The sequence below is a fragment of the Planktotalea sp. genome, from assembly GCF_039984035.1.
Classification (GTDB): Bacteria; Pseudomonadota; Alphaproteobacteria; order Rhodobacterales; family Rhodobacteraceae; genus Planktotalea.
This window is the reverse complement of the sequence record NZ_JBDWVM010000019.1, coordinates 1-3,284: the sequence shown is the minus strand read 5'-3', so window position 1 is coordinate 3,284 and position 3,284 is coordinate 1. Positions and strand designations below refer to the sequence as shown.

Below are 3,284 nucleotides of genomic sequence, written 5' to 3'. Positions count from 1 at the left end.
CCGCCGATAAAGTCATCGCCCGCATCGCCATCGATGCTGTCATCACCAATCCCGCCTGTCAGCGTGTCATCATCGGCGCCGCCGGAGATCGTATCATCGCCCGCGCCGCCAGTAATATTGTCAGACCCCGCATCACCGAAGAGGCTGTCGCCGCCGCCTTCGCCGTAGATGACATCGTCGCCCGCGCCGCCAGAGATCGTATCGCTGCCGTCTACACCGCCGGGGGAGATATCGTCGGTATCCCCATAAAGCGTATCTGCACCAGTGCCACCATCAATGCTATCGCCGCCGCCGCCGCCATAGACGATATCGTCTTCTGCGCCCGCATCGACCGTGTCATTGCCATCGCCAGCAGAGATCGTGTCTTCGTTGCCCGCGACGCCCGTGCCATCACCGCCGTCGACCTGATCGCCGTCAGAATCTGTATAGCTGGTGTCAATGACGTCGGCTAAACCCGTTCCGTTGACATAGTTTGGGGCTGTATAACTTGGCGCGGAAGTGACAACGGCTGTGCCGCTTAAGGTCGTCCAAGTATCTGGAATAAAATAAACATTACCGTCTGTGCCCTCATAAAAGACGCCAGTGTCAGAAATGTTGCTATAGGAATTGCCGTTGCCGCTCCAGACACCGGTCCAACGCCAGCCGCCTGCACCGATTGTGCTGAATGTGGTAAACGTAACCGGCGTTGCATTGATCGTATCGTTAACGTCAAGCGATGTGTCGCCAAGGGATACCAAATATCCTGTGGGCATTCCTGTAGTCCTATTGCACTTAGTTTGGAGGTCTTTGCCCCCATGTTGTTTCCAATTTTACTACAATTGGAACTGGGCGTGTTTGTGTGGGAAATGGGGCCAAAACAAGGCACTCTCCTTTGGCGTGTGCTGCCCCCAAATCAATTCGATCCTAAAAAAACAGTGCGCGGCCTTATTTCAAGGCCGCGCACTGAATTTCATAGGTTTTCTCAGGTTGTATCTCTATGTGATTAAATCGAAATCATGCATCAACGGGAGCGTGCGCGCACGCGTGCCTGTAAGGTCGAAAATCGCATTGCTGAGCGCGGACATGGAAGGGGGTGTTCCAGGTTCGCCTGCGCCGCCTAGATGATGTCCGCTTTCCAGAACTTTTACCTCTGTGATCGGCGCGTTGTGGATGCGCAATGCGTCGTAATCAGGGAAGTTCTGTTGCTCCACGCTACCATCTTCAAACGTGATTTCGCCGAAGCAGGCCGCAGACAATCCGTAGATCATACCGCCATAAAGCTGCGCTTCCAAGTTACCCGGATCAAGCGCAGTGCCGAGATCTGCAGCTATCCAAGCGCGGTTGATGCGGATCGAGCCATCTTCATCAAGCACTTCAATCACCTGCGCGACGGGCGTGCCAAAGCTATGGGCAAAGGCAACACCGCGCCCAATGCCTGCTTCTTTCTTGCCAGTCCAGCCAGACATGTCCCGCACAGCTTCAAGAACACCGCGCGATGGCGCATGTTCATCGCCCATCAACTCAAGCCGGAAGGCGAGAGGGTCTGCGCCTGCAGCATGGGCTAGTTCATCGAGAAAACTGTCGTGCATGAAGGCGTTGACCGAGTTTCCAACAGAGCGCCAAAACCCAAGGGGAACGCTGAGATCGGTCAGGTGACCAGCCACGCGATAATTCGGAATTTGATAGGGTTGATCAAACGCGCCTTCGACATGAACCTTGTCCGGACCACCGCCGCCAACGCCCATCATTCGGGTTAGCGCATCAAAGGCCACGGATGGACCTGCAACCTTTGCATCCAGCAGAACCGCTTTGCCATCCTTGACCGCACCTTTGTAGCGGCCGATCGCGGCAGGGCGATAGTAGTCGTGGCTCATATCTTCTTCACGGGACCACGTCACTTGAACAGGTACACCCGGCATTTCTTTAGCGATTTGAGCGGCATAGACCGCATAGTCGCTTTCGATGCGTCGCCCGAAACCGCCGCCCAGATAGGTGGTGTTGATCGTCACTTGTTCAGGCTCAAGTCCAACGGCCGCCGCGCATGCATCACGCGCGACTGTTGGGCCTTGATGCCCACACCAGACTTCTAGCGTATCGCCTGAGTAAAGCGCCGTCGCGTTCATCGGCTCCATCGTGGCATGCGCGAGGAAGGGCATGCGATATTCCGCTTCGATCTCTGTTGCGCCTTCGATTGCACGGTCCGGCTTTCCATCATCGCGCAACACGGAGTTTGCCTTGCTCTCAAAGCTTTGCTCGATCTCCCACCAGATGTTCTTTTGCGCGGCGGGATAGGACGCACGCTCCCAATTGACCTCAACCGCATCTGCAGCTTGAAATGCCAGCCATGTGTTGCTTGCGACAACTGCAAAGCCGCCATCGAGCTTGATGATCTTCTCGACACCGGCCATGTTTTCAGCAGCGCTTGTGTCGATAGAATGCATGGATGCACCAAGTCTTGGGTTCATGCGAACCGTTGCGAACTTGAGCCCCTCAAGACGCACATCCACGCCAAATTCTGCGGTGCCCGTGGATTTGCCCACCATATCAACGCGCGGCATGGCCTTGCCAAGATATTTCCATTCCGACTTCGGACGCAGATCCACTTGCGGGGGATCGATTTCGGCGGCCAGTGATGCCATATCCGAATAGCTCACAGAATTGCCATCTGGCGCGATAATCCGGCCATTCACTGTGCGCAGGCTACTTGCGGAAACTTGCAACGCATCTGCCGCCGCCAGTTTCAACGTTTCGCGCGCAGAGGCGCCAGCTTGGCGCAGACGCTCATAGCCGTCCATCATTGAGGTCGAGCCGCCAGTGAGCTGAATGCCAAGTAATTTATTGGCTTCCCCGAGCGCTGATGACAGCGCTTCCATAAACGCGCCTTTGGAATAATCGGGCACGGGCAGGCCCGCTTTCATCAAGGCACTGTTATAGTAGGCCGCTGCAGGGGGGCCATGCAGTACGCGCACATCTTCCCATGCGATATCCAGCTCTTCCGCAACCAAGGCTGCGAGCGTTGTGTGCACGCCTTGACCCATTTCTGCGCGGGGGGTGATGATCGTCACGCCATCCTGATCGATGAACACAAAAGGGTTGAGCGCCGCTTCATTTGGGCCCGCTTCAATCGGGTTCACCAAAGGGCGCGTGTATTTATAGGCGCCAAAGGCGACGCCGCCCACAATCGCAGCAGACCCAATGAGGAAGGAGCGACGGGCGATTTTCTTGATGGATGCCATGATCTACGCTCCTTGCGTGGCTTTTGCAGCCGTGTGAATGGCGGCGCGAATGCGGGGGTACGTGGCGCA

General features: G+C 56.2%; 2 protein-coding genes. Both read right to left on the bottom strand.

Annotated elements, in window-relative coordinates; genetic code table 11:
* Positions 1 to 752, bottom strand: a 752-nt coding sequence (locus ABJQ89_RS00970) for a calcium-binding protein (RefSeq protein WP_348494411.1), incomplete at its 3' end; no start/stop codon positions are given.
* A gap of 222 nt (positions 753 to 974) precedes the next feature.
* Complete coding sequence (locus tag ABJQ89_RS00965) at positions 975 to 3,215, bottom strand: molybdopterin cofactor-binding domain-containing protein (RefSeq protein ID WP_348494410.1); 2,241 nt, start codon at positions 3,213 to 3,215, stop codon at positions 975 to 977.
* Positions 3,216 to 3,284 lie beyond the last annotated feature (69 nt).